Annotated in this window: 20 protein-coding genes; 12 read left to right on the top strand and 8 right to left on the bottom strand. The window is 56.0% G+C overall.

What is annotated here, in order from left to right:
- Nucleotides 1-54 precede the first annotated feature (54 nt).
- Both KUV22_RS00255 and KUV22_RS00250 read left to right on the top strand, forming a co-directional pair.
- Nucleotides 55-846 carry a transporter gene (locus KUV22_RS00255; RefSeq protein WP_222227670.1) on the top strand — a complete coding sequence of 264 codons (792 nt, stop codon included), beginning with the start codon at nucleotides 55-57 and terminating at the stop codon, nucleotides 844-846.
- A gap of 79 nt (nucleotides 847-925) precedes the next feature.
- Nucleotides 926-2,218, top strand: a complete 1,293-nt coding sequence (locus tag KUV22_RS00250) for an OmpP1/FadL family transporter (protein ID WP_222227669.1) — start codon at nucleotides 926-928, stop codon at nucleotides 2,216-2,218.
- 18 nt (nucleotides 2,219-2,236) lie between these two features.
- Here KUV22_RS00250 and KUV22_RS00245 read toward each other — a convergent pair whose 3' ends face one another.
- The 3 genes from KUV22_RS00245 to KUV22_RS00235 all read right to left on the bottom strand — a co-directional run bounded on the left by KUV22_RS00245 (nucleotide 2,237) and on the right by KUV22_RS00235 (nucleotide 7,836).
- Nucleotides 2,237-3,823, bottom strand: coding sequence for a phospholipase D family protein (locus KUV22_RS00245; RefSeq protein ID WP_261319041.1), 1,587 nt, complete (start codon nucleotides 3,821-3,823; stop codon nucleotides 2,237-2,239).
- 57 nt (nucleotides 3,824-3,880) lie between these two features.
- Nucleotides 3,881-5,410 carry a flavin-containing monooxygenase gene (locus KUV22_RS00240; protein ID WP_261319040.1) on the bottom strand — a complete coding sequence of 510 codons (1,530 nt, stop codon included), beginning with the start codon at nucleotides 5,408-5,410 and terminating at the stop codon, nucleotides 3,881-3,883.
- An 89-nt stretch (nucleotides 5,411-5,499) separates the two neighbouring features.
- Nucleotides 5,500-7,836, bottom strand: coding sequence for a multiheme c-type cytochrome (locus KUV22_RS00235; protein ID WP_222227667.1), 2,337 nt, complete (start codon nucleotides 7,834-7,836; stop codon nucleotides 5,500-5,502).
- A gap of 131 nt (nucleotides 7,837-7,967) precedes the next feature.
- Here KUV22_RS00235 and KUV22_RS00230 point away from each other — a divergent pair, with 131 nt between their 5' ends.
- The 9 genes from KUV22_RS00230 (at nucleotide 7,968) to KUV22_RS00190 (ending at nucleotide 18,805) form a co-directional block, all read left to right on the top strand.
- Nucleotides 7,968-9,023 (top strand): AAA family ATPase, encoded by a 1,056-nt coding sequence (locus tag KUV22_RS00230; protein WP_390625210.1) that lies wholly within the window; start codon nucleotides 7,968-7,970, stop codon nucleotides 9,021-9,023.
- 22 nt (nucleotides 9,024-9,045) lie between these two features.
- Nucleotides 9,046-10,104, top strand: a complete 1,059-nt coding sequence (locus tag KUV22_RS00225; protein WP_222227666.1) for a DUF58 domain-containing protein — start codon at nucleotides 9,046-9,048, stop codon at nucleotides 10,102-10,104.
- Complete coding sequence (locus KUV22_RS00220) at nucleotides 10,091-10,621, top strand: DUF4381 domain-containing protein (protein WP_222227665.1); 531 nt, start codon at nucleotides 10,091-10,093, stop codon at nucleotides 10,619-10,621. The genes KUV22_RS00225 and KUV22_RS00220 overlap by 14 nt, the downstream gene beginning before the upstream one ends.
- On the top strand, nucleotides 10,618-11,628 hold the full coding sequence (locus KUV22_RS00215) for a VWA domain-containing protein (protein WP_315857479.1): 1,011 nt from the start codon (nucleotides 10,618-10,620) through the stop codon (nucleotides 11,626-11,628). The genes KUV22_RS00220 and KUV22_RS00215 overlap by 4 nt, the downstream gene beginning before the upstream one ends.
- Nucleotides 11,625-13,301 carry a vWA domain-containing protein gene (locus tag KUV22_RS00210; protein WP_222227664.1) on the top strand — a complete coding sequence of 559 codons (1,677 nt, stop codon included), beginning with the start codon at nucleotides 11,625-11,627 and terminating at the stop codon, nucleotides 13,299-13,301. The genes KUV22_RS00215 and KUV22_RS00210 overlap by 4 nt, the downstream gene beginning before the upstream one ends.
- Before the next feature lie 50 nt (nucleotides 13,302-13,351).
- Entirely contained in the window at nucleotides 13,352-14,614 is a 1,263-nt protein-coding gene (locus tag KUV22_RS00205; RefSeq protein WP_222227663.1) for a BatD family protein, read from the top strand.
- A 19-nt stretch (nucleotides 14,615-14,633) separates the two neighbouring features.
- Nucleotides 14,634-16,007, top strand: coding sequence for a metal-dependent hydrolase family protein (locus KUV22_RS00200; RefSeq protein WP_222227662.1), 1,374 nt, complete (start codon nucleotides 14,634-14,636; stop codon nucleotides 16,005-16,007).
- A 158-nt stretch (nucleotides 16,008-16,165) separates the two neighbouring features.
- Nucleotides 16,166-17,191, top strand: a complete 1,026-nt coding sequence (locus KUV22_RS00195) for an HAD family hydrolase (protein ID WP_222227661.1) — start codon at nucleotides 16,166-16,168, stop codon at nucleotides 17,189-17,191.
- Nucleotides 17,192-17,236: 45 nt separating this feature from the next.
- Nucleotides 17,237-18,805 carry an arylsulfatase gene (locus KUV22_RS00190; RefSeq protein ID WP_222227660.1) on the top strand — a complete coding sequence of 523 codons (1,569 nt, stop codon included), beginning with the start codon at nucleotides 17,237-17,239 and terminating at the stop codon, nucleotides 18,803-18,805.
- Between the two features lie 75 nt (nucleotides 18,806-18,880).
- On the opposite strand, the gene KUV22_RS00185 is transcribed toward KUV22_RS00190, so the two are convergent.
- Together KUV22_RS00185 and KUV22_RS00180 are read right to left on the bottom strand one after the other, a co-directional pair.
- Entirely contained in the window at nucleotides 18,881-20,638 is a 1,758-nt protein-coding gene (locus tag KUV22_RS00185; RefSeq protein ID WP_261319039.1) for an arylsulfatase, read from the bottom strand.
- Nucleotides 20,639-20,715: 77 nt separating this feature from the next.
- A complete protein-coding gene (locus tag KUV22_RS00180; RefSeq protein WP_261319038.1) occupies nucleotides 20,716-22,725 on the bottom strand; it encodes a DUF3604 domain-containing protein in 2,010 nt (669 codons plus the stop codon).
- A gap of 250 nt (nucleotides 22,726-22,975) precedes the next feature.
- Between KUV22_RS00180 and KUV22_RS00175 the strand changes: the two genes are divergently transcribed.
- A complete protein-coding gene (locus KUV22_RS00175) occupies nucleotides 22,976-24,097 on the top strand; it encodes a cation diffusion facilitator family transporter (RefSeq protein WP_222227658.1) in 1,122 nt (373 codons plus the stop codon).
- Between the two features lie 40 nt (nucleotides 24,098-24,137).
- Here the strand turns inward: KUV22_RS00175 and KUV22_RS00170 are convergent, their stop codons facing one another.
- From KUV22_RS00170 to KUV22_RS00160, 3 genes are all read right to left on the bottom strand, one after another.
- Nucleotides 24,138-24,461 (bottom strand): TfoX/Sxy family protein, encoded by a 324-nt coding sequence (locus KUV22_RS00170; RefSeq protein WP_222227657.1) that lies wholly within the window; start codon nucleotides 24,459-24,461, stop codon nucleotides 24,138-24,140.
- A gap of 70 nt (nucleotides 24,462-24,531) precedes the next feature.
- Nucleotides 24,532-24,903 carry an iron chaperone gene (locus KUV22_RS00165; RefSeq protein ID WP_222227656.1) on the bottom strand — a complete coding sequence of 124 codons (372 nt, stop codon included), beginning with the start codon at nucleotides 24,901-24,903 and terminating at the stop codon, nucleotides 24,532-24,534.
- 143 nt (nucleotides 24,904-25,046) lie between these two features.
- Nucleotides 25,047-25,877, bottom strand: a complete 831-nt coding sequence (locus KUV22_RS00160) for a carbonic anhydrase family protein (protein ID WP_222227655.1) — start codon at nucleotides 25,875-25,877, stop codon at nucleotides 25,047-25,049.
- Nucleotides 25,878-26,035: the final 158 nt, after the last annotated feature.

Genomic DNA, 26,035 nt, shown 5'->3' with positions numbered 1-26,035 from the left:
AATACATCTAGACTGACGGAAGTTGTTTTCGAACTTCCCACTTTGGTGATGTAGATGTACCGCTGTTTCATCGCTTCTTTTGCCTTCGCGATTTCCTGCATCGCAGTTGCTGCCGACGACAGCAGCCTTGCCAAACAGCTCAGTAATCCAATTTCTGACCTTATTAGCCTGCCTTTTCAGCATAACTTCGACAACCGGGTTGGACCGATTGAAGGCGGGCGAACCTACAGACTGAATATCCAGCCGGTGATTCCCTTTGAACTCACCGAAGACCTGAACCTGATTAACCGCACCATTGTTCCAGTGATCAATCAGGAAGATATTTTTCCCGGCAGCGGCGACCAAACAGGATTGGGCGACACAGTACAGAGCCTGTTTTTCTCACCAAAGGGGCCCACTTCGGGTGGTGTAACCTGGGGTGTTGGCCCGGTATTTTTGTTCCCCACTGCAACAGAACCGCTCCTGGGTGCGGAAAAATGGGGCATAGGTCCTACCGCCGTGGTACTCAAACAAACCGGTCCCTGGACCATCGGCGCACTGGCCAATCACGTGTGGTCTTTTGCCGGCAGTGACAACCGCAACGACGTAAACAACACGTTTATTCAGCCCTTCCTCGCCTACAACACGCCCAATGCCTGGACCTTTACCCTGCAGAGTGAAACCACTTACTTCTGGGAAACAGAGGTATGGAATGCGCCGGTGCATTTCCTGGTGGCGAAAGTATTTGAAGTTGGCGATCAGACCTACCAGATACAGGCGGGGCCGCGTTATTACGTAGATAGCCCTGTGGTTGGTTCGCAGGAATGGGGCTTCCGTCTAAATTGGGTGATGTTATTTCCGAAATAGTGCAATGGTTGTGGCAAAGCATCGAAATTTATCGGAATTGAATTGACTCGACCGAAGGTGTCGTCAGAGGGAATTGAACATGCGTAGCAAGACTCACCTGCATAGATACTTGCCCATTGCCATTGCAGCACTTGCCGCAGCCAGTGCGCCCAGCGCATATGCCGGCGGCATTATGTTGTGGCAAATCGGCACCCCCACACTGGGTACCGCCAGCGCAGGCTGGGCCGCTACGCCAGAAGACGCTGCTACCGCATTCACCAACCCGGCAGGTACTGTGTGGCGCGAAGGCATGGAAGTGCGCGGCGCGGCACAGGCACTCTACGGTGATATCAAGTTTACCGATGACGGACGGAGTAATGTGTCCGGAGGAAACGGGGGAAATGCTCTCGGCTGGTTTCCCGGTGGCGGTGTCTTTGCCGCAGGTAAACTGACCGACAATATCGGCTGGGGTTTCGCCACAGCGGGCAACTTCGGCCTCGGTCTCGACTACACCGATTCCTGGAAAGGACGGCGCTTTGTCCAGAACGTCGACCTGCTCAGCATGAGCCTGATCCCCTCCCTAAGCTGGAAGATGAACGACTGCCTCTCTCTCGGCATCGGTCTCAATGCCATGGTCGGATACCTGAGTTATCAGTCTGCACCGCGCGCTGGACTGGCTGGTGGTGACGCATTTCTGCGCTATAAAGACCTGGAAATGGGATACGGAGCCAACGCGGGCATAATGTACCGCCCGGTTGCAGGTACCACCTTTGGCCTCACCTACACCTCAAAAGTCGAATTCGACTTCCGCGACAACCTGCGGCTGCGTAACTTCGGGCCCCTGTTCGCCCCCGCCGTCGAGCGCTTTGACGGTATCCGCACCGAGATTGATGTGGATGTCCCGCCGACGGTCACCGCCAGTTTGCAACAACAGATGACCGACTCCACCACCTTCTACGCCAACCTGGCCTGGCAGGAGTGGTCCGAATACGCGGGTGTTTCCCTCGAACTCGGCGATCCGGTGCAAACTTCCATCAAGGTGGACCGCGGATATAAAGACACCGGCGCACTGGCGCTGGGTATTCGGCACGAGTTCGACCAAGGCATGTTGAACGGCTGGTACCTTTCCACTGGATTGGCGTTGGAAAGCGGTATGCAGAATACCTCGGAGGTCACCGCCGATACGGTAACCAACAAAACTTGGACCATAGGCCTGGGCGCAGGCAAAGAGCTATGCCCGGGGCTCACCATGGACATCGGTTACAACTATGTTTCCCTGGGGGATGTGGATATCGATCAGCAGGGGCGCCCACCGTTCAGTCCACGCCTGCAAGGAACATACGAGGATGCCCATATCCAATTTTTGGGCACGTCGGTGCAATTTTCATTTTGATAGCAGAAATTGTTCGCTCTAGATCTGCGTTTCGATTGGTAACCAGGAAAGTAACCAGCTGAGGCTTCTTTGCCACCAGCTGGTTTCCGGGTCCGCATCCACTTCGATGAGCGCGCCGTTCGTATCCTGCGCCTGCCAGCGCAATTTTCCCTGTTCATTCAATACCAGGTGCCAGGCAGAGTCTGGCGCAACCCACTCTTCAAACAAATTATTCAGTTGCTGATTTATTTCTGCATTTTCCATCAGCAAGCCAATCTCCGTGTTCTGAATAATTGAGCGGCTATCCAGATTGATCGAGCCAACAAACCCCCGGTCCTCATCAATCACAAATGTCTTGGCATGCAGCGTTGCGCTGGATTTCCCATGGAACCAGTGCTGCCGCTTCTCCTGCCCCGCAACCGTGCGCAACTCCCACAGGTCAACACCACTCCTGAGTAACGCCATTCGATAACGCGCGTAGGCACCGTGCACAATTGCCACATCGTTACTGGAAAGCGAGTTGGTGAGAATTTTCACCTGCACGCCGCGCCGTTCCAGCTCGCCAAACAACTCGCTGCCCACATCACCGGGAATAAAATAGGCACTACTGATGCTCAATCGCTGCTTGGCGCTGCGAATGACTTTTTCCAGCTGATACCCTGGAAATTTCTCAACCGGAATTTCATCCCGCTTCAACGCTTTCGATGGTGGATCCGCATAGAGGGAGGCTGGTCCCCAGTGAAAGGCGACCTGGTCATTGATCAACGCCTGAGCGAAATCAGAATTCTTGAGCGCCTCGGTAAACTCGGACTCTGCCTCGTTTGCGAGAAAGTCCGCCACCTCCTGCCGGAGCTGGTCCAGAGTCTGATCGTCCGCCGCCGTCAGGGGAAGCAACTCGACCGGCACAGAAACCTTGTAATTCCAGTATTCGTCAAAAATACGCGAGGCTTCCGGCAACACCGCGCCAATTGCCAGTACGTCGACATCAAAAAATTCCACATTCGCGTGGGAGAAGTAGCCGTCACCGATGTTGCGCCCGCCGGTAATCATCAACTGCCCATCGGCAATCATCAGCTTGTTGTGCATGCGATGGTTGATACGGCCAAAATTCAACGCCTGCTCGATGGCACGCCCGATACCCGAGCGGCCCGCCACAGGATTGAATAATCGAATGGAAACATTCGGGTGCTGGTCGAGCACCGCGATCCAGGGGTTATCGACGCGGGTTCCGAGGTCGTCCACCAGCAGGCGTACCCGCACCCCGCGATCCGCAGCCTGCAACAACAGGCTGGTCAGGATGCGGCCAACGGTATCGTCTTCATAGATATAGTATTGGAGGTCGAGAGAGACACTGGCTTCCTCAATCAGTGCCGCTCGCGCCACAAAAGCAGACAGCCCATCCTGCAAGAGATGGAAGCCGGAGTGGGTATCCGGCTGGCCTTGCCCGTCCCGTAGAACCGCCCGTGCCAAACGCGACTCCGTGGCTGGCGCGAGGCTGTTTACGACCTCCCCCAGAGGCTTCGTCGAGGTTTGGCTGTCACCCATGATCACTTCCCACAGAATGGCCAGGCAAAACAACACTACCGCCCACAGGAAAAAAGGTCGCAGGGTACGAACGCTCGGCATTCTCGTGTCATCTCGCTGTTACTGGATGACTTAGAGCCTAGTCGATTCGCTTGCGTATCAGCCAGTTGGCGCGGCCTCCTCCTCTGCGCTGTGATTTTGCGCCACGCGTGTCGCCGAGAAATTCAGAATGCCGTCATCGATCGGCGCTTCCAGCATGAGCTTGCGATCTTTCGGGTAGTCGTTCAGTAGCTTCCACGGGTAGCGGGTGCCCTGGCGCGGCAACAAGTGATCCGCACGCTCCACATAACCGGACTGCAGCGCGGACATCACCGAGGAATCCCCCATGCAGCCATCTTTATCCACAGCGATAAACTGGCGCTGTCCAGTGTCGCGCAAATGGTTGAGCAATCGGCAAATATAACCGGCGGCAAGATCGGCCTTGAGGGTCCAGGCCGCATTGGTATAGCCGAATACCCACGCCATATTGGGTACGCTTTCCATCAACACACCCTTGTAAGTAAGGCGATTGCGGGTATCCACGGATTCCCCATCCAATTTCAGCGCCAGCCCACCCAGCAGCTGCAGCTTCAGCCCGGTGGCCGAAACAATGATATCCGCCGATAGATGTTCGCCGTTTTTCAAACGGACGCCGCTCTCGGTGATGCAATCGATTTCTTCGGTCACCACCGACGCCTTGCCCCTATTGATCGACTCAAACAGGTCGCCATCGGGGATGGCGCAGAGCCGTTGATCCCATGGCGCATAGCGTGGCGTAAAATGGGCTGTGATTTCTCCTTCGTCGAGTGCCTTGCGCACCCCACGCAGCATCAGTTTGCGCACCAACTGTGGCCAGCGCTTGGCGGCTTTGAACATCCAGCGGTGCAGGGTAATGTTGCGACGCCGCGCCATGCCATAGGCCCACCGCTCGGGTATCCACTGCTTCAGCCAGTGGGTCAATTTATCTTCCGCCGGCACCGACAACACATAGGTAGGTGAGCGCTGCAACATGGTGACATGCGCCGCCTGCTCTGCCATTGCTGGTACCAGGGTTACCGCGGTAGCGCCGCTGCCGATCACCACGACGCGTTTGTTCTGGTAATCGAGATCCTGTGGCCAGTGTTGCGGATGAATCCACTGCCCCTGAAAATTCTCCATGCCGATAAACTCGGGCTGATATCCCGCCTGATAGTCGTAGTAGCCAGTGCAGGAAATCAGTACGTTGCAGGTGAACAGCACCGGCTCGATCAAGGCTTTACCACCTTCCTCTGTCGGGCTGCTGCACTCACCGAGCAACTGCCAGCGCTGTTGTACGCTATCCCAATTGGCCTCGTTCAGATTCACACCGAAGTGAATCTTATCGGTCACGTGGTATTCCGCTGCCGTATCCTCGATGTAGCGACGGATCGACTCGCCATCGGCCATTGTCTTCAGGCCATTCCACGGACGGAAACTGAAGCCAAAGCTGAACATATCGGAGTCGGAGCGGACCCCGGGGTAGCGAAACAGATCCCAGGTACCACCAATCTGTTGGCGGCGCTCGAGAATTGCGAAGTCTGTGTCGGGACAGTCCCGCATTAAATGGCAGGCAGTACCGATACCCGAGAGGCCGGCACCGATGATCAGGGTATCGAAATGCTGAGTACGCATGGTCACAAAGTGCTTTTATTGTGGTTTATTGTTGTTGAGCACTCAGTGTACCGCCCTTCCCCCGGGGAAGGGCGAGAAGATTTTGCAAATTACTGCAACTGTCTCCGCAGCTGCTCCGCCTTTTCTTGCTGGCCAGTATCGCGGTACAGGGAGACCAGTGCACTCATCATCTCCGGATCTCCGGGGAACCGCTGCAGCGCCTGTTCCAGATACTGGATAGCGGCCGCTGAGTCACCAGCCGAATTCAGCGCAATGGCATACACATAGGCATAGCGCGGTGATGCATGTTCAGCGTCGGCGGCTGCGCGCAGCATGGGCATGGCGTCCTGCAATTTTTGCTGACGCACCAGGGACAGGCCCAGTGCGTGCTGCAGTGGCGCCTTTTCGATGGCTTCTTCGATCGGGCGATTGAGCGCCTTGCGCAGCAGGCGTTCCCCGTCGCGCTCGCGCCCGGTGCCCCGGTACAGATCCGCCAGGTTAATAATCGCCGGCGTGTAATACGGGGCGAGTGCCACCGCCTGTTTCAGCAGTTTCTCGGCGCCCGGCAGGTCATCCTCGCGCCCGCGCAAAGAAGCCAAATTCACCAGGCTCTCCGGTCGGTCGCTGTTGAACTCCGCCGAAGCCTGGTAATCGGACATCGCCCGGTCAAAGCGTTTGCTGACCTCCTCCGGATAGCTCTGCAGCGGCGCACCCGCCAAAGCACTGGCGGCAAGAGAGGCCGTCACGCGTTCATCTTCATATAACAGCGGAATCGCCAGTGCCGGGCGCACCTGTTGCGGTACCTGATCCAACGATTGCGCCAACCCCAGATGCGGCAAGGCAGCGTCTCCCTGCGCAATCACCTGCAACACCTGGGCGCTGGTCTGCGACAAGTAGCTTGGCAGCATGGAGACCGCGGTTGCCCGCGCTATTTCAGGCTGGCTCTCATCCATTGCGAGCTTCAACAACTGGCTCTCCGCGTCGGGTGCACCCATTCGCCCGGCAAACAGCGCCTCACCATAGTGCGGCTCCGGCTGACCAAACTTTTCCTCCAGAATGGCCGCAGCCCAGGTATTGGTTTGATCGGTATGGCAGCCGACACAAGCGTTCGGTGATCCAATTTTTTCTGACAAATCCGGGCGTGGCACGCGGAAGCTGTGGTCCCGACGTGCATCCACCTGCATATACACCTTGTCGGTCATATGACAATTCACACACTGCGCACCTTCACTACCCGCCGGATGAAAATGATGTTCTGCCGTATCGAACTTGGTGGGCAGGTGACACTGCGCGCACACATCGTTGCCGCTCGCGCGTAACTCCAGGCTGTGGGGATTGTGGCAATTACTGCAGGTCACGCCATCCGCGTGCATTTCGCTCTGCAGGAAGGAGCCCCAGACATACACTTCGTCATTGATCTGACCATCCGCATGGTAGAGACCTTCGCTCAATAAGGCCGGATGGAAGAAGTCCAGGAAATTATCCTCTGGCTTGACGCCGGGGAACTGGGTACCGCGGCGGGAATGACACTGTGCACACACGGGAATTTCGGCTTGGGTGTGCACGTCGTTGGCGATATGTGCTATCCCGGTCTTCGCATCCATTTCCCAACGCGCCTGACGGCGCCCGTCAAAGCGCAGTGCAAATCCCTGGTTTTTATCCGCTGCGCGTTCGCTCTCCGGCAAACCGGCCCACTCCACATGGGCTCGCCCCGGGCCATGACAGGATTCGCAACCCACGTTCATTTCAGACCAGCGGGTGGCAAATGTCTGGGATTCCGCGTCGTAATTCTTATGCAGGTTGGTGGAATGACAGTCGGCACACTGGAAGTTCCAGTTTTGATTGATACCGGTCCAGTGCAGTGGATCGCCGGCCTTGATCTCTTCATCCGGATACAGGTGAAACCAGCGCTGGCCGCCCTCTTCTTTTGGACGGGCATCCCAGGAGATACTAAGTGCCTGCAAACGCCCACCGGGAAACTCGATCAAATACTGCTGTAGCGGATAAACGCCAAAGGTATAGGCCACCGGATAATCGTGCAGCTTGCCATCGGGCCCATCGGTGCGCACAAAGTACTGGTCATCGCGTTGGAAAAAGCGAGACTCGGTACCAAAATAATCGAAGGTTACATCGTCAAAATTCCCCACCACCGTTTCCGAGTCCGGCGTTTTCATCGCCAGGTCATGATGAGATTTTTGCCAGGCGTCGAATTCCTGCTGATGGCAGGCCGCACATTGTGCAACGCCCACATAATCGGGATTACCATCCGCTTCCGGTGATGCGCCTTTTTTTCCCTGCGCAACATTTGCCACCGCAGATTTCTGACGTTCCTCAGTCGCGGCTTGTTGGTCCGTCTTTGGCAGATTTTCTGCATCGTGCACCCCTGCGTTTTTGTCACAGGCCGTGGCGGCGAGTACCGCAAGCAGAAAGATGATCGGCGCGCGCATCCTGTCTCCGAATTATGCTCTTATTATCAGCGAGTTAAGGTGTTTGAAGACACCGAGTATAGCTTCTTACGCCTCTGACCTCTGCCCCCAATCTGCTAGCGTTAATAGAGACGCAGTATGGAGGGTTGTCCGTGTCGGCACGTGATCAGATTGCAGCATTGGAAGCGGGCATGGGTCGCGCCATCGTGGGCCAGCGGGACGTGATCCGGCGCCTGATTATCGGCTTGCTCGCCAACGGTAATCTGCTGGTGGAAGGCCTGCCTGGCCTTGCCAAGACCCGCGCCATCAAGGCGCTAGCAAAAAACCTGGAAGCCGACTTCAGTCGCATTCAGTTTACCCCCGACCTGCTGCCCGCTGACGTGACCGGTACCGATATGCTGTACCGAAGCGATCAGGGCTCCGAATTCCGTTTTCACCCCGGCCCCATTTTCGCCAACATTGTGCTGGCCGACGAAATCAACCGCGCCCCCGCCAAGGTGCAGTCCGCCTTGCTGGAGGCCATGGAAGAGCGCCAGGTCACCGTCGCCGGCAATACCCACCCGCTGCCACCCCTGTTTATGGTGATGGCCACTCAGAACCCCATCGAGCAGGAAGGCACCTACCCGCTGCCGGAAGCACAGCTGGACCGATTCCTGATGCACGTACTGATCAGCTACCCACCGGTGGAAGATGAGGTTGAGGTGATCGAACTGGTGCGCAACGAGGAGATCGCGGCGATTGACGGCGGCACAGATGGCGGCACAGATGGCGGCACGGATAGAGAAACCAGCCCAGAAAAAGGCGACAAGAGCACAAATACAACCGCCGGCAAACAAGCTGTGGAAGTCATTCCACAGCAGGCGGTATTCGATGCCCGCCGGGAAATTGCCGCCATCCACGTATCCCACCCGATGGCGCGCTATATGGCGGACCTGGTCGAGGCAACCCGCCACCCGGGAGAGCGCTCACCGGATCTTGCACGCTGGATAGAAATTGGCGCCAGCCCGCGAGGCTCCATTGCCCTGGACAAGGCCGGTCGAGCCAATGCCTGGCTGGAGGGGCGGGACTATGTCGACCCGCTGGATATTCACGCCGTCATTCACGACTGTCTGCGACATCGCCTGGGGCTCAGCTTCGAGGCGCAGGGGGAAGGCATCAGTGCGGACCGGGCGATCGACACTCTGCTCAAAGTCGTCGCACTGCCCTGACACCTGAACCGGGGCGAATCCCATGCCAAGCTTCTTCACCCGCCGCCAAAATTACACCCGCGCTGGCATCAACACCGTTGCCGCACCGCGCAGCACAGACGACCCACGTGTTCACGTAGACCTCGCCCACCTGCAAGTGCTGGAAGGCCCCGCGCAAACCCTCAACCTGCTGCCGCATCAACCGGTGCGCAGTGTGCTGGCCGGACAACACCATTCGCCACTGCGCGGGCGCGGACTCAACTTTGAGGAACTGCGTGAGTACTGGCCGTCGGACGATGTCCGTTCCATCGACTGGAAAGTAACCGCGCGCACCGGCGAACCCCATGTGCGGGTGTATACGGAAGAGCGGGACCGTCCGGCACTAATTGTCGCAGACCAACGCATGTCGATGTTTTACGGCACCCACTTTGCCATGAAGTCGGTCACCGCCGCTGAAGCGGCAGCCTACGCCGCCTTCGCCGTACTGCACCAGAACGACCGTGTAGGCGGTATCGTGGTGCGCGATGATGGGCTTTATGCACAGCGCCCTAAACGCAACCGGCGCGCGCTCACGCACTTTCTCAGCGAACTCGCCCAGGCCAACCAGCGCCTGCATGCGGATGCACCGCCGCTAAATCCCACCTCGCTGGATGCGGTGCTACAGGCGGTGGCCAATATTGCCCGTCGCGACCACCTTGTACTGCTGATCAGCGATTTCGATGTCATCGGCCCCGCCAGTGACCAGTTGCTGGCTGGCCTTGCGCGACACAACGACGTGATTCTGATGCCGGTATCCGACCCGACCGGGGAAACGGTGCCCGAAGGTTTTGTGAGTGCTATCTCTGACGGAGACAGGCAGGCAACTCTGGATACCAGCGACCACAAGATCCATTCGGCGTTAAATCATTTTACCGAAGAGCGCCGCGCCGCTATTGCGCAGTGGCAGCGACGCTATGGGATCCCCCTGGCGCCACTATCCGCCGGAGAGGAGACCCTGCCGCAGTTGCGCCGCCTGTTGGGTCTTACACCAAACACAGCATCGCAAACCGCAGCCAATACGAAACCCAATTCAGCGTCGGAGGCTGCCGGTGACCCAGAGTAAGCCGACGACGACCGAAACCACCTTGCCCGACCTGATTGCGCAGCTGGCTCCGCCCCCGGTACCGGAAGCGATCTCCCTGTGGCCACAAACCCCGCTAGCGAAAAGCCTGCTGTTAATGGCACTGTTTCTGGTACTGGCTCTGGCCGCACTGGCATATCGACGCTATCGCACAAACGCGTACCGGCGTGCGGCGTTGAGGGCGCTGGACACGGTTGCGGACGACCCGGCGCAAATCGCCGAACTTTTGCGACGCACCGCGCTGGTTGCCTACCCGCGGGATCAAGTGGCGGGGCTCACCGGGTCGGTCTGGCTGGACTTTCTCAACCACCACTACCCCGGCAATGCATTTACGGGCGCAGTAGGCGAAACATTATTACAAGGCGCCTACCGGCCTTGCCCAGCACAGTCCGCGCTCACAAATGCCGCGCGCGACTGGATTCAACATCATGTCAAGGCTACGCCCTCGTCCGCAAAAAACTCTGTACAGCCGACTGCCTCTGTGGAGAAAACATCGTGAGCGGTTTTCTGGCAAGTCTGAGCTTTGCCGCACCCTGGGTCTTTGTGCTGCTGCCACTACCATTGCTGGTATGGAAAATGGCACCGCCCTACCGGGTGCGCGTACCAGCCATTCGGGTACCCTTTTTTCAGCGCATAAGCGAACGCCTCGGTCTTTCACCCAGCGCCGGCGCCACCGTACGTCGTCGCCAACTTTGGCAACACCTGCTGGGCGCTCTCATTTGGATTCTGATCCTGAGTGCGCTGGCGCGCCCGCAACTGGAAGGCGAAGCGGTAACAATTCAGAAACCCGCACGGGATCTCATCCTAGCCGTGGATATTTCCGGCTCCATGGCACAGGAGGATTTCACCGGTGCAGACGGCCAGCGCCTGCAACGACTGGCCGGGGTAAAAAGCGTACTGGCGGACTTTCTTGAGGGTCGCGAAGGCGAGCGGGTCTCATTGATCGTGTTTGGCAGCAAAGCATTTGTGCAAGCACCACTCACTACCGATCTCGACACGGTGCTCGAACTGCTGCGTCAAACGGAAGTGGGCATGGCCGGGCCGCACACCGCCCTCGGTGATGCCATTGGCCTCGCCATTCGCCAATTCGAAAGCAGCGAGGTAAAGCAACGGCTGCTGATTTTACTCAGTGATGGTAGCGATACCGCCAGCCGCATGAGTCCGATTAATGCCGCATCCATCGCCAATCAGCGCGACGTAAAAATTCTCACGGTCGGTGTGGGCGACCCGCAGGGCGAATCCGAGAACCGGCTGGACGAAGCCACACTAAAGGCCATCGCGCAACGTACCGGTGGCAATTTCTATTTCGCCAACGACCAACAGGCGCTTACGCAAATCTACAAAGAAATTGATGCACTGGTACCAAAAAAAGTCGATACCGAGATCTATCGCCCCCGCACCAGCTTGAGTCACTGGCCGCTCGGCATTGCCTTGCTGTTGTCCTTATTGGGTTTGGCTTTGACTCTGCAGAGAAGCGGCCGGCATCTTCAGGAGGCATCAACATGAGTGATCTTGCCGGTGACCTGAGCAGTTTCCTCACTGCATTCCATTTTTTGCGCCCGCTCTGGCTCCTGCTATTGCCGATTATATTGACCCTGTGGTGGAGGCAGCGCCGCCCAGCGGATCGCGCGATCGATAAGCCCACCCTGCCAATCGCTCCCCATCTGGCCCGCGCGCTCAGTGTCGGCGAGCGCGATAAAACACGCTGGCCACGTTTCTTGCCCGTCGATGCACTCGCGTTACTGCTGGCGCTACTGACCCTGGCCACCGCGGGCCCTGCGTGGACGCGCCTGCCCGACCCGCTGATGGGCCGCACCGCGCCCCTGGTGATTGCCGTGCAGGTAAATCAGAGCATGACCGAAACCGATATCGCGCCCAGCCGACTGGAACGCGCCAAGCAAAAGGTCTATGACTTACTGGAACGCCGCGACGGCGCCCCCACTGCACTGGTCGCCTACGCCGGCACGGCGCATCGGGTGGTCCCGCTGACCGAGGATCAAAACCTGTTGCGCCCATATGTGGAAGGGCTGGCCGCCGACATCATGCCGGTAGCTGGCAACAACGCGTCCGGTGCATTGAACATGGCACAGAACATTCTGCAACAGGCCGGCTCCTCCGGAGGGATTCTATTTCTGGGCGATGGACTTGATCCGGCAGACGTTGCCAGCTTCAACCAGCGCAATCGCGCGAACACCCTTGGAATGCTGATGCTGTTGCCGGGTAGCGCCAAAATACCGGGGGCTGAACAAGTGCGCGATGCGCGTGTAGAACGGGTAACGCCGGATACTCGCGATATCGCAGACTTTGTGCGTTACTTTGATAGTGGTTTCCGCCGGGCGCTGGCCAGGGACGAGAATCTCCAGTGGGACGATCGCGGCTGGTGGCTTGCCTGGCCCGCCGCGCTACTCGCGCTGCTGTGGTTTCGTCGCGGCTGGATGCTACCCACAACCGAATCGACAACACCGTCTTCCACTTTAACGACTCGGGCTGGCGCAAGTGTTGGCCTGATACTTTGTGTCGTCAGCCTACTGCACCTTGTTACACCATGGGTCACCGCACAAACATCTAACGCCCAAACCGCAACGACCTCCACAACTGCAGCGCCGCAGGGACCACCGGCAAATGCGTTTCTTAGCCGACTATTTACACCAGATCAGCTCGGCCAGTGGCTAATGCAACGCAAACAATATGCGCGCGCGGCGGACGCATTTGCCGATGTGTACCACCGCGGATACGCGCAGTATCAGGCTGGCCATTATGAGGACGCGGCGAACACGCTGGCAGTGCTTGATGCACCTGAGGCTATCTTCACCCGCGCCATGGCCCAGGTTAAAAGTGGCCAGTATCAGGACGCCATTGCCGGATTTGAACAGGTACTGCAGATCGATCCAAATTTCCCAGGCGCACAGAAAAACCTGCAACTCTCTCGTGAGATTCTCACATACATGGAGAAATCCCGGGGCGAGGAGGAAGAAAAATATGAACAAACTGAAAGCGATGACGACCGCTACGACGAGCAACAGCAACAAGAAATGGAAGCACCACCAACACCAGTCAGTGGCACAGAGGTAAATGCAGAGCAGTGGATGTCCACACTGGATACCAGTACCAGCGGGTTTCTCAAGCAGCGGTTTGCGGTTGAGGCCGCGAGTACACCAGCGCCGGAGAGTACTCCGTGACTTGCGCTGCCGCTTACCTGAGACGGACTGCGTGTTTCGTCGCAAGTCTCATGATTGTTCTTACGACTGCCGTCACGATCGCTGCACAAACCGACACGCCTTCGGATCTGACCAGCAATCAGCAGGCAGACAACAAACCGGTCGTACAGAGTGCGCTTTCCCAGTCCGACATCGCTCCGGGGCAGGCAGTGACCTTCCGTGTGACGGTACTGGTACCAACCTGGCTGAGTAAACCCATCGAGTTCCCCCAATTTGATAGCCCCAATCTTTCGCTGACGCTGCCAGAAAAGTCCACAGTCTCTACCAGTCAAACCATCAACGGGAAAACCTGGTCTGGGGTAATACGGGAATATCAGGTGGTCCCCCTGACCCCGGGAACCTTTCAGCTACCCCCATCCAGCCTCGAGGTGCACTACCGCAGTCCGCAGAATGACGGAGACATAGTCACAAACGTACCGCTTCCTGCGCAAACCCTCACCGCCACCGCCCCCAAAGGCGCAGAAGACCTGCGCCCATATATCGCCGCGCGCGACCTCACCCTGACGCAGAAAATCGATGGGGAGCCGGACAAGCTCCGCCCCGGAGATAGCTTTAGCCGCACAGTGACCGCCACAATACAGGGGTCGACGGTAATGTTTATCCCGCTGTTACAAAACCAAACCAATGTAGATGGCCTTGCCGCTTACCCGGACACTCCGCAGGCGATTGACCACAGTGACTTCCGCGACAGCGGCGCCGGTAAACGCACCGAGAAAGTCACCTTTGTCGCGGAGGCACCAACGCGAGGTGAACTGCCGGCAATTACCCTGCGCTGGTATGACCTGGACGACGGCAGTATCCAAACCGCCTCGGTGGACGCCCTCAAGATCCGGGTGAAAGGAGCATCCGTTGTGCGCAGCTTCTCGCTGGCACAGTGGCTGCTGGTACTGGCGCTGACCGGGCTGGCACTATGGCTCGGCAAGCGCTGGCTCCCCGCGCTGGCGCAGCACGTACGAACACGCTATCTCGACTACCGAGAAGCAAGCGGGCAGGAAGTTCTGGCGAGACTGCGCAAGGCAGCAAAAAAGCGTGACTACACTAGTGCTCTCGTAGCTGCGGTAGAACTCGAACACACACAGGACTATATAACATCCGACATCCCAGCCGCCCTATTGGCATTGGGACGCGCGCGATATGGAGACACTGCAGCTACAGAAACCGACATGCACCTGTGGCAACGCTTCGAGCTGGCGATTGACGCCTATGCCGCCCAACGCAGTGCCAGCACTCGAAAGAAAGACTTACCACCATTAAACCCACACCACCAAGTATGAATGTGACGGTCATGCGTATATGAATACCAGATTTTCTGAACTCCTGTTCTCTCTAGTACTCGCGCTTAGCATACCGATCGCAGCACTGGCCCATACAGGTAATAAAGAAAAACCAACGAGCCCACCAAATGAGGACAGCAGTGTACTGTTTAAAAATGCCAATGTTTTCGACGGTGAGAGTGATTCCCTGCAATCGGATGTTGATGTACTCGTCCAAGGTAATTTAATCAAGAAAATTGGCAAAGGCTTGACTGCCGATAATGCTCAGGTAATCGATGCTGGCGGTCGTGTTCTGATGCCAGGTCTTATCGATGTGCACTGGCATACAACCTATGCCTACACTCCTGCGTCCGTACTGATGAATAATCAAGGAGATATTCTCGAGGTTGCAATCCGCAGTATGACTGGCGCGAAGGCAACTCTTATGCGTGGATTTACCACCGTTAGAGATCCGGGTGGAAATTCGTTTGCGATCAAGAAGCTTATTGACTCCGGTGAATATCCTGGTCACCGCATTCTGCCGTCTGGCCCATTTATGAGCCAGACTTCAGGACACGCAGACTTCCGCAGCAATCTTGAGATACCAGCGAACCCAGTGGATGGCCTTACTTACTGGGAAAAGAACATGATGGTGCTTGTCTCCGATGGAGTCCCCGACGTACGCCGGCGCACCCGCGAGATCCTACGCTATGGCGCCACTCAGATAAAAATAACCACAGGCGGAGGCGTATCGTCGCTATACGACCCGTTAGATGTAAGCGAATACTCTCTGGCGGAAATTAAAGCGGTGGTGGAAGAGGCAGAGAACTTTAACACCTATGTCCTGGCCCATGTAATGACCGACAAAGGTATCCGGCGTTCCATTGAAGCTGGAGTGAAATCCATTGAACACGGCTATTTCGCATCCGACGACACTCTCAAGCTAATGAAAAAAAAGGGGATCTGGCTGAGCCCACAACCATTTGAGATGGACGACAACAGCTGGGACGACCCAGAGAGTGCCAAAAAGTGGCGCAAAGTCGTTGCCGCAGTTAATAACGTCTATACGAATGCCGCGCGTATCGGAGTGAAGATCGCATTCGGCACCGATCTGCTACTCGATGCAGAAGCTACAAAAAAACAAAACGCGCTACTCGTTCGTTTGGGTAAATGGTTTACGCCATTTGAGGTGTTAAAGATCGCCACGTCGGGAAACGCAGAGCTACTTGAAATGTCGGGACCAAGGCACCCGTACAAAGAGGGCCCACTGGGGGTCATACGCGAGGGAGCCTATGCCGACCTGCTACTCGTTGACGGAAACCCTCTTAGGGAGCTGGATCTAATCGCCAATCCCCACGATAACTTCCTAGTGATCATGAAGGACGGCAAGATCTATAAAAACACCCTGAAGTAACACCCAACCCTCCCCAACCCCAAACTGAGCCACAGAATACGACCACTTAGTCAGGAAGATTTTTCGCCTTTAGCCGCCATAGATGAAAATCACGAACTAGGATTTATACAGCAACCTATTTAACGCATGCGCTTCACTGCAGTATTTTGGGAAGTTCTATGCAACTACGGATTTTGCCGTACCGCTTCGCGACCACAGCTCTGTGGCTGCTTGTTGTCTGCCTCGCTTGCCTAAGCACCGGCGTATGGGCGGCCGCGAGTAACGACCCACTCCCCTCCTGGTCCGATGGCAAGACCAAGCAGGCCATTGTCAGCTTTGTCGAAAAGACAACACGTGAAGGCTCCCCTGACTTCGTGCCAGAGAATCAGCGCATCGCCACGTTTGATAACGACGGCACCCTGTGGGCTGAACAACCGGTTTATTTCCAGCTGATCTACGCACTGGACCAGGTCAAGAAGATGGCCCCCCAGCACCCGGAGTGGAAAACCGAAGAGCCATTTGCCTCTGCCCTCAAGGGGGACATGAACAAACTTGTGGCCAGTGGTAAAGAAGGCCTGATGAAAATCATCGGCGCAACTCACGCCAATATGACCGCAGACGAATTTTCAGAAAATGTATCCCAGTGGCTGAAAACCGCCCGCCACCCGAAAACTAACCGCCCCTACAACGAAATGGTCTACCAGCCGATGCTGGAACTACTCAACTACTTGCGCGCGAACGGTTTCAAGACATTTATCGTTTCCGGTGGTGGCACTAATTTTTTGCGAGTGTTCGCAGAACAGACCTACGGCATCCCGCCAGATCAGGTCGTGGGTTCCAGCCTCAAAGCCGAATACCAGGTACGTGACGGCAAACCTGAAATCATCAAGCTCGCTGACATCAACCTGATTAACGACAAGGCTGGTAAACCCGTTGGCATTCATCAGCATATTGGTCAGCGCCCAATATTCGCCGCAGGAAACTCCGACGGTGACTTTCAAATGCTCGAATGGACCACCGCAGGTGAAGGTCCGCGTTTTGGCCTGCTACTGCACCACACCGATGACAAACGCGAGTGGGCCTACGATCGCAAGTCTCACGTAGGCCGCCTGGATCAAGGACTTGATCAAGCAGCGAATAGAGGCTGGCTTGTCATCGACATGCAAGAAGACTGGGACCAGGTGTTCCCAGGGACAATCAACTAGCACTAATTATCACCAACAACCTTCCACAATGCTCCGGAGGAAACCATGAAAAAACTACGTTTAGGGCACCTGTTGAAGGTACCTGTTTCACTGGCCGTGGCGGCACTGCTGTCGATCTGCACCAGCGCGGCACAGGCGCAGGACAAACCCAACATCCTGGTGATCTGGGGTGACGATATTGGGGTATGGAACATCAGCGCCAACAGCAAAGGTATGATGGGCTATAAGACGCCCAACATCGACCGCATCGCCAATGAGGGCCTGTCATTTACCGACTATTACGGCCAGCAGTCCTGTACCGCGGGGCGCGCCGCCTTTGTCGGCGGCAACGTGCCGGTGCGCACGGGCATGACAAAAGTAGGATTACCTGGTGCCAAAGAAGGTTGGCAGGAGTCCGACGTAACCATTGCCACGGTGATGAAGAGCCAGGGTTACGCCACCGGACAGTTCGGCAAGAACCACTTCGGTGACCGCGACGAGCACCTGCCCACCAATCATGGGTTCGATGTATTTTTCGGCAATCTCTACCACCTGAATGCGGAAGAGGAACCGGAAAACCGTGACTACCCGAAAAATCCCGAGTTTCGCAAAAGATTCGGCCCCCGTGGCGTAATCAAAGCCACCGCCGACGGCAAGATCGAAGACACGGGCCCGCTGACCAAAAAACGAATGGAAACGGTGGACGAGGAAACCCTCGCCGCGGCCATGGATTTTATCAAACAACAGGCGCAGGCCGGCAAACCCTTCTTTGTCTGGTGGAATGCCACGCGTATGCACTTCCGTACCCACGTGAAAGATGAGCATAAAAATCTCGCCGGCCCCAACAGCAATGAATACCAGGATGGCATGGTCGAACACGACATGCATGTGGGTAAATTGCTGGACCTGCTGGATGAGCTGAAGATCGCAGACAACACTATCGTGTTCTACTCCACCGACAATGGTCCGCACTTCAATACCTGGCCGGATGCGGGTACCACCATTTTCCGCAGTGAGAAGAACTCCAACTGGGAAGGCGCCTACCGGGTACCCGCATTTGTGCGCTGGCCCGGCAAGTTCCCGGCCGGTAAAACCTTGAACGGCATCGTCTCCCATGAAGACTGGCTGCCCACCTTTGCTGCCGCAGGCGGCAACCCGGAAATTAAGCAGCAGTTGCTCAAGGGTGTGCGACTCAATGGCCGCAGCTACAAGAACTACATTGATGGCAACAACATGCTGGACTACTTCACCGGTAAAACGGAAGAGTCGCCACGCCGTGAGTTCATCTATGTAAATGACGATGGTCAGATCGTAGCCATGCGCTATGACGCCTGGAAAGCGGTGTTCCTGGAGAACCGCGGCAAGGCATTTGGGGTATGGATGGAACCCTTCACCGAACTGCGGGTACCGCTGATCTTCAACCTGCGTCGCGACCCGTTCGAACGCGCCCAACACAACGCCAATACCTATTACGATTGGCTGATCGACCGCGCCTTCGTACTGGTACCCCTGCAACAGCTGGCCGCGCAGTTCCTGAAAACCATGCAGGAATACCCACCCAGCCAAACCCCCGGTTCTTTCAACCTTGAGAAAATCGAGCAACAGTTGAAAGAAGGGGCTGGCGGCAGCAACTAGGCACTCCGCTCCAGAAACGCAAAACCCACCTTTACGGTGGGTTTTGCTTATTCAGGCATCGGGGTTTCTGCACAATCATTGCGGTGGTTTATTTATGAATTCCTCAACCACATTCGACATGTCAAAAGTCTTGCCCCCCTGAACCGGTGGGTAGTCCTTGAGTGTCTGCAGGTGTTGCTGCATTAATACGCCCATGGGCTGAATCAACCAGGAAACTTTCTGCATCAAATGACCGTATGAGTCGGGGGAGTCATAGCTCTCATAAGGATCCATTCGAATATTGAATACCAGCGGTACGGTGCGCGGAACAACATTCGCATAGTAATCTTCCTTGGTAGAGAAGTGGAACTTCCACGGCCCCATACGCACCGCGGTCAGCTTGCTCTCATAGTAATAAAAAATGTAGGAGCGCGCTGACTCGTCAGATTCACCCATCCAGTAGGGCAAGTTGTTCAGCCCATCGATGTACTGTTTCTTCTCCTTCAGCATTTTTTCGCCGACATCCGGCACCCCCGCGGCGGCGGCAAGTGTGGTGAAGAGATCCTGATGCCCTTGAATTCCATTGAGAGCAACGCCCGCGGGAATTCGGCCTGGCCAACGGACAAACATCGGCACCCTCACACCGCCTTCATACGTGGTCATTTTTTCACCGCGAAACGGTGTGGTTGCACCGTGCGGCCAGCTACTGTGTTCCGGGCCATTGTCTGTGCTGTACAAGACAATGGTATTTTCGGTGAGTCCTTGCGCATCCAGCCAATCCAGCACCACACCCACATCATGGTCGTGCTGCAACATGCCCGCGCCATGGTAGTCCACCTCGCTGGTGTACTTCTCTACCTTTTGCAGCCACTCGTCATCAATACGGGTGTAAAGATGCATACGGCTGGTATTGAGCCAAACGAAAAAGGGCTTACCCTCGCTTTTGGCTTTCTCCATAAACTTCAACGCCAGCGGAATGACTTCAGCACTGTCAAAATTGTGCATCCGCTTTTGCGTAAGGGGGCCAGTGTCCTTGATCGTTTGCTTGCCGACCACGCCAAACCGCGGGTCCTTAGTTTTATCCATTTTATCTGTGGCAAACGAATGGATCACGCCACGGGTACCAAAGCTTTGCTCATACTTTTCCAGATCACCGGAAAACTGTTTGCCGAAGTTCTGATAATCCCGCTGCTCGGACTCTTCCTGAGTATTCAGGTGGTAAAGATTACCGAAAAATTCATCAAAGCCATGATTGGTGGGAAGGTGGGAATTGCGGTCGCCCAGATGGTTTTTCCCAAAATGCCCGGTACTGTAGCCAACGGCTTTTAACACTGCCGCCAGGCTCGGGGATTCTGGCTGCAGCCCCAACGCGTCGCCGGGCTGTCCTACCGTGGTCATCCCCGAACGTATTGGATACTGACCGGTGATAAATGCAGCGCGGCCCGCCGTACAGGAGGGTTGCGCATAGTGGTCGGTGAATAACACACCTTCTTTAGCGATACGATCGATATTGGGCGTGGTATACCCCATTACGCCGTTTTCGTACGCGGACAGATTCGTCCAGCCGATATCGTCGCCCCAGATCACCAGAATGTTGGGTTTGCCACCGGTTTGATCACTGGTTTGCGCGGCCTGCTGCCGCGGCTTTGTCGCCGCGAGACTGCCCTGCCGGCTTACCAATTTGCCACTGGAAGCTTCCGCACCACTTACCTTTTCCGCCGGAGGCTTAGCCAGGCTGGATTGCGCTGAAGACTCATCAAGCAATGCCTGTTTATCGTGTTGCGCGGATTCTTGCTCACCTGAACAACCCGCCAGCAACGCAGTAATGCATATCGCCAAAGATATCTTGTTCATGCATACCTCCATGTAGCCACTTTCTCGCGAATACCGACTAACCCGAGCAAAAGCTTTGGGTGCCGTACAGCTGTCACCTACGGCTTGTACCAGATAGGGCTGGAGAAGGCGCGCTCCTGCAGAACCATCGGAACATCCTTATCCATCTCCACTTTGTTTCTTATCTTGTCGTACAGTGTCCAGCGCGGCGTGGGAATTTCCAGTACACGCACGTAGTAAACCGCGCGATGCTCGGGATTGAATTCGGGATCTTCAAAGTAGCCAACCAACTCTGCTTCACCAATATCGTTGGTGTACTCCGCGGTTTCCAGGTTCACGGTATCACCGACTTTCTGAATGTTTCCCTCACCATCCAATTTTCGATCACCGGCCCACTTCACATTGAAAATCTTCTCGTGGGTCTTGCCACGGCCATCGACCCACCCCTTAACAATCTGGACACGATCCAGGTTCGCACCGTCCGGGTCCTTCATGGCGGCGACCAAGAAACCCAACTTCTTGCCAGATGGATCACCGTTTACGACCCCGCCCATTGGGGTGCCTTTTTCATAACCGCGTTTTACCAGATCCGACTCCGCATCGGCGGCAGAGAAGTCAAAGCCACCAAAGAAGCGCACGAGCATGCGCGGCCCACTGGTGGCAAAGGTTTCTTTACGCAGCATCGCATCCCAGATCGCCTCACGGGTATTCTCCGTGGCCCAGACACCCATAATGCCTGCGGAAGCCATTTCCCATCCCATGTAGTTATCCGAGGGTCCGCTCAGCAGCGGGAACTTCCAGCGATCTTTATTGCTCGGTTCCAGTGTCTTGAACTTGCCGAAGAAGTTATCTTCATCGGGAGTGGAGAGGCCGGTATGCGTATCCGTTGCGCCATTGACGCCAAGCTGGAACGGATTCACCCCAAGCTCGGCTTCCAGGCGCATGCCCTCTTTCAACGCCGGACGCCAGTATTCGTATTTAAAAGATCCGGCGGGCTTTGGCTTGAGAATCAGGTTACCGCGGTCCCACAAGTCCCAGCTTGCAAATTCATCTTCAGGTGACAGGCTGGGGTGGGATTCGCTTTGCCCCTTGATCTGGGTGACTTCATACAGTGGCTCGTAGCGTGCGCGCAACTCCGCCCACTCTTTGGTCATGGGCGAACCATCAAAGCGCTTCTGCTCAAACATGCGGCCGTTGGACATATTGCCGTTGTGGGGAATCGCGAAAACGCGCCCGCCAGTTTTGTCCTCATAAGCCTTCATCCACTGCCAGAGCTTTTCCGGGTCCTGAGTCTCAAAGGTGGTCAGTGGGAGCAGGCTGCGGGTCTTGCTGGCATCATCGCGAAAAATCACATTGCGATGCAGGTTGTCACCGCCGCCAGCATTCACGGTCCACTCGAACGCGATAAACGTACTGAACTCGCCGGGCTTGTTGAACTTCTCCGCCGCATCCACGGTTTTTTCCCACGCGGATTTCATCCACTTGGGATCCATCACGATTTCCGGCAGGCGCTCCTCGGATTGCATGACAATCAGCTCGCTCTTGGCATCCGCCGCCCGCTGGTCGTCACCGGAATTGAGTGCCTCGTTCCAGCGCTTGAGGGTCTCGTCGGCCATCATCTCCGGGTTACCGGAAACCAGCTCGCTAATGACCCCCATACCGTCGGAGTGATCCGTGACCATAAACCAGTCATAGGCACGGCTGAGCTTGGCACTCAGGCCGCTATTGGATTTGACCTCCTCGCCAAGGGCGAATCGATAAGCGTCTTCCGGCGAAAGAATCGCCCCATCCATACCGGCGTCTACCGACCAGCCGGTGTGGACATGGGTGTCACCGAAGTAGGCTTGGGTCGGGTAGTCGCCACTGGACGCAGGAGCCGGCGCTGCCGCGCTGGTGTCACCACCTTCCGGGGCGGTTTGCGGGCCCTTATCCCGGGGCTGTTCGGATTCCTCATTCAGCTGTTTAGCATCGCGCCCAAATTCTTCTTCGATCAATTTGGGCTGACCGCTTGACGGTTCACTCTCCGCCCCGCCCTGCTGTTTTTCACCACAGCCACTCGCGGCAAAAATGAAAGCCAAAGCCGTTAAAACAATCCCATACTTACTCATGGTGATTCCCCATTAGTATCCGCGCTGGACTGTGCGCGGTGGCAGACAATTGGAACTGGGGAAGTATAGGCAGCGGATTTTTGTGCAGATTGGCGGGTTGGCGTTTTTCGCATCTAGAGAGAGATTCAGCCGCCGTCACCTTGCCTATTTTTGACGGAAGTGGGTTTTCAATACCCCACCTATCACAGCGTTACGTAGCGCCCTTTGGCTACGTCTGGCATTCGGGAAACATCAGGGAAAAGGGAGTTACATGGCTCAGGGATCAAAAAAGGCGGTTCTCTATGCCATTTGTGTGAACGCGATTATCACCGTATTGAAAGGTGTTGCTGCTCTGGCGACCCATTCCGCCGCAATGATGAATGAGGCTGTCCACAGTCTCATGGACACCCTCAATCAGATCTTCTTGCTGTTGGGGTTGAAGCGGGGCGGGCGTCCGGCAGATCGTCACTATGCGTTTGGCCACGGCCAGAAAAAGTATCTGTGGAACCTGTGGAGTGCCATTGGCCTCTTCTCCATTGGTTGTGGCCTCGGCCTGGCCCATGCCTGGCATGCGTTTCACAATCTGGGACATATAGAGCGGCCGGAGACTATCCAGGTGCTGGGCATGGCGGTCCACCCTATTGTGATTTCAGCGCTGGTGTTAACCATTGCCTTCGTACTCGAGGGATATGTCCTCTACGTGGCGGCCAAAGAATTCTTCAGCCGTATGCGCGCCGCCGGTTTGCGCAATCCGTTTCGTTATCTGGTGTCCGCGGATGATCCAACACTGATTGCGGTACTGCTTGAAGACTCGATTGCCGTTACCGGTGTGATACTCGCCGCCACAGGTATCGGTATGACGCAGGTCACCGGCGATCCGCGCTGGGACATCGGGTTTTCCGTGCTGATCGCACTGATGCTCGGTGTCACCGCAATCTTTCTCGGCATGGTAAATATGCGCTTTCTTACCAGTATTCGCGATCACAAGGCCGAGAAGTGCTTTAGTGAAATTGTACGCCAGCACCCCGAAATCGAACGCCACCACGACCTGCGCTCGGTCATCGTAGACGACCGGCATACCGTGGTCGTTGCGGAAATAGAGATACGCGAAGAAGTGCTGATGCGCGATATGCGTAAACGTATTGAGGAGCACCAGGCCGCACTTCTGGAACGCGTGCCCGATCATCGGCGCACGGAGACAGTGATCGACTATGCGGAACAGAGGGCGACGGTGCAGGCCACCCTGGAGGCAACAGAAATGTTGATTGATACGCTGGAAGCGGAACTCAAACAGCGCTGTTCACAGGTTTCCCATTTGACCGTCGAAATTGACGGTATCGCCGCCCCCTCGAAGCTGGACGACCCGGACAGCCTGGATGCCGGCGCTGTTTGATCAATGAAGAGTGTTATGAAGAAATCGAGTTGGAGCCGCCTTATTTTGGTGGCAGGGTACCCGCAAACTCTACTCCGCGGGTGACCCATCCATTTAGGTCCTCAAGAATGGCGTCCTCTTCGACATACACCATGCCCTTCAGTGGCCGGCCGGTGAAGTCCATGGGCCGGGTATAGCGCTCGCCCAGTGCGGCCTGGTAGTTGTCAGGCCCTACCCGCACCATCAGCTCCTCGCCAACAACGCCGCAGGCCATGTTGCCATTGAGCATAAATGCCAGGCCACCAAACATCTGCTTTTCGGTCAGACCGGCTTCTTCCTGCAGGACTTCGCGTACTTTTTCCGCCAGCTCTTCGTTGTAAGGCATGATCAACTCCTTGATTTTTATCTTAATTCCCTGTGAGCGCGCGACTAAACTACCGACGGTGTCAGCTGCCTCACTTCTTGCTAAATGCAGAAGCCAATACCGGCTTCAGGTCTTCAAACACAATATCGTCATTGTCGCGGAAATTCAGGCACCCGGTTCCGCACTTGGTTTTTGGATGCTTATCGAGATACGGCTGTATGTGGACGCGGGCACAGGTATACACCGAGACATAATGCTTCTGATTCGCCAGTGCCACCCACCCGGCACCCTGCTCGTAGGTTGGCATTTTGTATTTGAGGGATAGATTTGCATCGGGATAGCTGGCGATCACAAGGTTGTGCAACTTGTGCAGGCGTTCGCTGCGCTGCGGACTTAATGGGCTGAGATAATCAGCCAGCAGCGAAGGTATGGAGGTTGGTATCGATTGCGATGAAGTGTCCATACGAAAAATGTTATTGCGCTTATGGTTTTTAGTGTAGCAAAGAATGGAAAAAGTGCCCGACCAGTCAGGAATTTTAGTCTCTGGTCAGGCGCGCAAATACACTTATATGGATGCAACGGCGCCCAAAGGGCGCCGCTCAGGTTTCAATTCAGTAACGTCAGCTGACCATCACTCAGGTTGTACATGGCGCCGATGATTTTGATTTTCCCTTCTTTTTCCAGATTGGCCAGTGTCTCGCTGCCCTCGCGAATTTCCTTGATCGACTGGCGTACATTGTTTTCCGCCACCTGATCAACAAACTCGGCATTCTTACTGGATCGATCACCATCGTACTTGGTGGCCGCCACCGCAGGTTGGATCTTGCTGAGCAGGCCGGTAAGTTTGCCCAGCTTTACGTTATCAATGGCGCCCTTAACTGCGCCGCAGGCGCTATGCCCCATCACCAGAATCACTTTGGAGCCCGCTGCTGCACAGGCAAATTCGAGGCTACCAATAACATCATCATTACAAATGTTACCCGCGACTCGCGCATTGAATGCATCGCCCAGACCAAGGTCGAGCAGTATTTCCGCCGGGGTGCGTGAATCAATACAGCTTAAAATTGCCGCCGCAGGATACTGTCCAGATGCCGTTGCGTTCTGCTGCGCTACATAATCATGCTGCTTCATCTTGCCCGCACGAAAGCGCTTGTTGCCCTCCTCCATCATCTTAACGATGTCATCAGGGCTCATCCCGTCACGCTGCTCTTTGGTCAAAGCGCCAGCAAAGCTTACATTGGAAAACCCCATTAACCCCGCGCCAGCGGCAAGCCCGGCCACACTCGCCGAGAAGGCGCCCTTCAATAGCTGCCGACGGCTGGTCCCTTGCCCAGTATCCGACGCCTCAGCAGGCGATTGCGTGGCGCGAGAGGTATCGCCGGAATGCAGTAATTCGTCACACATAATTGAACCACCGAGATTGTTAAGAGCCTTCATAACTCGACCAGCGCGCACAGTCACCGGACGACCAAATTTCAAAGCCCCTTCAGTCTAGACAAGTTCAATCGCTGCACCGAGGTATCCATACCTGGAAAGCTGTTGCCTTTCGCGCATAAAAAACCCCGGTAAAAACCGGGGTTTTTGTACACCTGAAA

This window comes from Microbulbifer agarilyticus (assembly GCF_019800665.1).
Lineage (GTDB): Bacteria > Pseudomonadota > Gammaproteobacteria > Pseudomonadales > Cellvibrionaceae > Microbulbifer > Microbulbifer agarilyticus_C.
This window is presented reverse-complemented; position numbering and strand designations above follow the sequence as displayed.

Excerpts from the sequence above, each read along its gene's own strand:
- KUV22_RS00255 (WP_222227670.1), top strand. The coding sequence starts at position 55 with ATGTACCGCTGTTTCATCGCTTCTTTTGCCTTCGCGATTTCCTGCATC.
- KUV22_RS00250 (WP_222227669.1), top strand. The coding sequence starts at position 926 with ATGCGTAGCAAGACTCACCTGCATAGATACTTGCCCATTGCCATTGCA.
- KUV22_RS00245 (WP_261319041.1), bottom strand. The coding sequence starts at position 3,823 with ATGCCGAGCGTTCGTACCCTGCGACCTTTTTTCCTGTGGGCGGTAGTG.
- KUV22_RS00240 (WP_261319040.1), bottom strand. The coding sequence starts at position 5,410 with ATGCGTACTCAGCATTTCGATACCCTGATCATCGGTGCCGGCCTCTCG.
- KUV22_RS00235 (WP_222227667.1), bottom strand. The coding sequence starts at position 7,836 with ATGCGCGCGCCGATCATCTTTCTGCTTGCGGTACTCGCCGCCACGGCC.
- KUV22_RS00225 (WP_222227666.1), top strand. The coding sequence starts at position 9,046 with ATGCCAAGCTTCTTCACCCGCCGCCAAAATTACACCCGCGCTGGCATC.
- KUV22_RS00210 (WP_222227664.1), top strand. The coding sequence starts at position 11,625 with ATGAGTGATCTTGCCGGTGACCTGAGCAGTTTCCTCACTGCATTCCAT.
- KUV22_RS00205 (WP_222227663.1), top strand. The coding sequence starts at position 13,352 with ATGATTGTTCTTACGACTGCCGTCACGATCGCTGCACAAACCGACACG.
- KUV22_RS00200 (WP_222227662.1), top strand. The coding sequence starts at position 14,634 with ATGAATACCAGATTTTCTGAACTCCTGTTCTCTCTAGTACTCGCGCTT.
- KUV22_RS00195 (WP_222227661.1), top strand. The coding sequence starts at position 16,166 with ATGCAACTACGGATTTTGCCGTACCGCTTCGCGACCACAGCTCTGTGG.
- KUV22_RS00190 (WP_222227660.1), top strand. The coding sequence starts at position 17,237 with ATGAAAAAACTACGTTTAGGGCACCTGTTGAAGGTACCTGTTTCACTG.
- KUV22_RS00185 (WP_261319039.1), bottom strand. The coding sequence starts at position 20,638 with ATGAACAAGATATCTTTGGCGATATGCATTACTGCGTTGCTGGCGGGT.
- KUV22_RS00180 (WP_261319038.1), bottom strand. The coding sequence starts at position 22,725 with ATGAGTAAGTATGGGATTGTTTTAACGGCTTTGGCTTTCATTTTTGCC.
- KUV22_RS00175 (WP_222227658.1), top strand. The coding sequence starts at position 22,976 with ATGGCTCAGGGATCAAAAAAGGCGGTTCTCTATGCCATTTGTGTGAAC.
- KUV22_RS00170 (WP_222227657.1), bottom strand. The coding sequence starts at position 24,461 with ATGCCTTACAACGAAGAGCTGGCGGAAAAAGTACGCGAAGTCCTGCAG.
- KUV22_RS00165 (WP_222227656.1), bottom strand. The coding sequence starts at position 24,903 with ATGGACACTTCATCGCAATCGATACCAACCTCCATACCTTCGCTGCTG.
- KUV22_RS00160 (WP_222227655.1), bottom strand. The coding sequence starts at position 25,877 with ATGAAGGCTCTTAACAATCTCGGTGGTTCAATTATGTGTGACGAATTA.